The organism is Methylibium sp. T29 (genome assembly GCF_000576205.1).
GTDB lineage: Bacteria > Pseudomonadota > Gammaproteobacteria > Burkholderiales > Burkholderiaceae_C > Methylibium > Methylibium petroleiphilum.
This window is the reverse complement of record NZ_AZND01000387.1, coordinates 1-2393: the sequence shown is the minus strand read 5'-3', so window position 1 is coordinate 2393 and position 2393 is coordinate 1. Positions and strand designations below refer to the sequence as shown.

The 2393-nt window shown below is 65.6% G+C and carries 2 protein-coding genes; both read left to right on the top strand.

Annotated elements, in window-relative coordinates:
* Positions 1-1512, top strand: a 1512-nt coding sequence (locus x551_RS21225; RefSeq protein WP_253950445.1) for an MMPL family transporter, incomplete at its 5' end; no start/stop codon positions are given.
* Complete coding sequence (locus x551_RS27780; protein ID WP_253950444.1) at positions 1512-2288, top strand: MMPL family transporter; 777 nt, start codon at positions 1512-1514, stop codon at positions 2286-2288. The genes x551_RS21225 and x551_RS27780, both read left to right, overlap by 1 nt.
* The last annotated feature ends 105 nt before the right edge of the window (positions 2289-2393 follow it).

The following is a 2393-nucleotide window of genomic DNA, read 5'->3' as shown; positions in this document are numbered from 1 at the left end:
ATCTTCTCGGACCTGTTCCCGAAGAATCACCCCTTCGTGCAGGTCTACAAGGACCACTCGAACTTCGGCAACCCGCTGACCGTCACGCTGATGATCAAGCGGACCGACGGCAAGGACGTGTTCCAGGCTGACACGCTGGAGAAGGTGTGGCGCATCTCGCGCGACATCGACCTCACGCCCGGGGTCGACCACGACCAGATCCTCTCGATCGCCACCTCCAAGGCGCGCTACACCGTCATCACCCCCGACGGCATCTTCTCGCAGCCCATCATGGACGACGAGCTGCCCAAGACGGCAGAGCAGCTCACCGAGATCCGCCGGCGCGTCGACGAATCGCCCGGGGCCAACACCTTCCTGGTGTCCTCCGACGGCACCGCCACCATCGTCAACGCCACCTTCATCGAGCAATCCGTCGACTACGGCAAGGTCTTCGACGCCGTCCAGGCCATCGTCAAGAACGAGACCGACGGCGCGCACGAGATCCACGCCGCCGGCTTCCCCGTCATGACCGGGTGGATCTACGCCTTCGGCGACAACACCCTCGAGATCTTCGCGATCACCCTGATCCTGATGTTCGGCGTGCTCGCCTTCCACATGCGCAACGTCGCCGGCATCCTCGTGCCGGTGCTCGTCAGCACCGTCTCGGCCATCTGGGGCTTCGGCCTCGTCGGCTGGCTCGGCCTGCCCGTCGAGCCCCTGCTCATGGTCGTGCCGCTGCTGCTCATCGCCCGCTGCTTCAGCCACTGCGTGCAAGCCACCGAGCGCTACTTCGAACTCCTGCACGACGGCCACCCCAAGGACAAGGCCGCCGAACTCTCCCTCGTCTCCCTCGTCTACCCCGGCACCCTGGGCATCTTCACCGACGTGTGCGGCCTGCTCCTCGTCGCCCTCGCGCCCATCCCGGCCATGGAGCGCTTCGCCCTCTTCACCGGCCTGTGGGCGCTCAACCTCGTCCCCTGCAGCGTCTTCCTCACCCCCATCCTGCTCAGCCTCATGCCGAGGCCGAACAACATCGAGCACCTGCTCGGCACCGACCAGCACAGCGGCCCCGTCCAACGCGGCATCCAGGGCACGCTCGGCGGCTTCGCTGCCCTCTCCACCGGACGCAACGCCCGCTACACCGGCATCGTCTTCATCGTCCTGGGCATCGTCGCCGTCTTCCTCATGCTGCGCGTGCAGGTCGGCAACCCCGTCGAAGGCACCAACCTGCTGCGCTACGACTCCAAGTTCAACCTCGCCGTGCGCGAGATCAACCAGCACTTCCCCGGCTCCATGACCATGGAAGTCGTGTTCGAAGGCAAGGGCAACGCCCGCATCGTGCGCCAGAGCGACACCCTCACCACGATGCGCGACCTCCAGCACTGCCTGGAGAGCAGCCCCAACCCGCCCACGGCCACCCTGTCCTTCGCCGACCTCGCGCCCGAAGCCAACCGCGTCTTCAGCGGCGGCAACCCCAAGTGGTCGCCGCTCGACAACGACGACGCCTCCGCCTCGGCCGCCGTCACCGGCTGATGGCCGGCACCAACGCCAAGGCCTTCCTGCACGTCACCGACTTCGAACAGAAGAACGGCACCGTCTCGCTCTGGTACTCCAACAACAAGCAGGAGACGGTGGATACCGCGCTGGCGCAGGCGCGCGCCTGCGTCGAGAAGGTCGGCCCCGAGCACCCCACCTTCACCATCCGGCTGGCCTCCGGGGCGATCGCGCTGCAGCAATCCATCAACGACACCGTGGTGCGCTACGAAAGCCGCATCCTGCTGGCCTTGAACCTCGTCATCCTGATCGGCTGCTCGCTCGCCTACCGCTCCATCGTCGCGGGCCTGCTGCTGCTCATCCCGGTGAACCTGGCCAACGCCATGCTCACCGCCTCCATGTCGCTCGCCGGCGTCGGCCTGGACGTCAACTCGCTGCCCATCCTGGCCATCGGCATCGGGGTCGGCATCGACTACGGCATCTACCTCATGACGCGCATCTGCGAGGAATACCAGGTGGCCAACAAGGACCTGGGCGTGGCGATCCGGGTGGCGCTCAAGACCTGCGGCAAGGCCATCTTCTTCACCGCCTCGCTGATGACGATCGGGCTGGCGCCGTGGTACTTCCTGTCGGAGCTGAAGTTCCTGTCCGACACCGGCCTGCTGCTGGTGATCCTGATGCTCATCAACATGGTGCTGGCGCTGGTGCTGCTGCCGCTGCTCGTCTACCTGATCCGGCCGAAGTTCCTCGACAGCGACATGTCGGCCCTGTCCGAATCCCTGGAGAAGAAGTCTCAGACGGCGGTGCCTGCCTGAGCCCTGTGAGAGTGCGCCGCCCCCGCTGGGTGGGGACTGCGAATTGTCGACAACGAAGTAGGAGACAACCATGCATATCAGAAAGTACGACCACGACTACAGCCG